The organism is Vibrio sp. 1641 (assembly GCF_033339995.1).
Classification (GTDB): domain Bacteria; phylum Pseudomonadota; class Gammaproteobacteria; order Enterobacterales; family Vibrionaceae; genus Vibrio; species Vibrio alginolyticus.
In genome coordinates this window covers 1-919 of the sequence record NZ_JAWOVP010000074.1, presented here as the reverse complement: position 1 = coordinate 919, position 919 = coordinate 1, and the positions used below count along the sequence as shown (strand labels likewise).

2 protein-coding genes are annotated in these 919 nt (G+C 48.3%); both read right to left on the bottom strand.

Annotated elements, in window-relative coordinates; all coding sequences use genetic code 11:
- Positions 1–736, bottom strand: a 736-nt coding sequence (gene fliP / locus R7Z47_RS24235; RefSeq protein ID WP_318130685.1) for a flagellar type III secretion system pore protein FliP, incomplete at its 3' end; no start/stop codon positions are given.
- A gap of 18 nt (positions 737–754) precedes the next feature.
- On the bottom strand, positions 755–919 hold a 165-nt coding region (locus R7Z47_RS24230; protein ID WP_318130686.1), incomplete at its 5' end, for a FliM/FliN family flagellar motor switch protein.

The window sequence follows — 919 nt, the reverse complement described above, 5'->3', positions numbered from 1 at the left end:
TGCCGACCGTCATCGCCCAGCCATCGACCAGAACGAACACCACCAACTTGAATGGCAAAGAGACGATAAGTGGTGACAGCATCATCATACCCATGGCCATCAAGACGCTAGCGACCACCAAGTCGATGATCAAAAACGGAATGAACAGCATAAAGCCGATTTGGAACGCAGTTTTAAGCTCACTGATCACAAACGCAGGAAGAACAACGGCAAACGAGATGTCTTCTACTTTTTGATCGAGCGGCTCATTGGCAATTCGCAACATTTGCTCAAGAGAGCTTTGATGGGTTTGCGCCAACATGAAGTTGCGCACGGGCTTTTCCGCCACGGAAAATGCTTGAACCAGCGTAATTTCACCATTGTCGTATGGTTGGAACGCGTTCTCGTAGATATCCGTCCAAACTGGGCGCATGATGAGCAGAGTAAGCGTTAATGCAATACCCACTAACACGCGGTTTGGCGGGCTCTGCTGCAAACCAAGCGCTTGGCGCAAGATAGCCAGCACCACAATAATGCGTGTAAAGCTCGTCGCCATCAAAATGAAAGCAGGAAGGAAACTGAGCGCCGTCATCAACAAAAGAATTTGTAGTTTAACGCTGTACTCTTGTTGTGCGTCGCCGTCCGTAACGGACAGAATTGTTAAGCCGTTGTCTGCTGCCATTGTTGGGAATGCAAACAAAAGTGACACCAATACCAACAAAGGTAACCAACGATGCCAAGCGCTCAGATTGTTCATTGTACTGCCTACCAAAAATTATCGACCAACGCCGCTTAATGCCGAATCGTGTACGTCAATCAAGCGAAGACCGTATTTGTCATTAACGACAACTACTTCCGCATGGCCAAGTAGGGAACCGTTTACTTTTACGTCCAACGGTTCGCCGTTCAGCTTTTCAAGTTCAATGACGGTGCCTTCGCC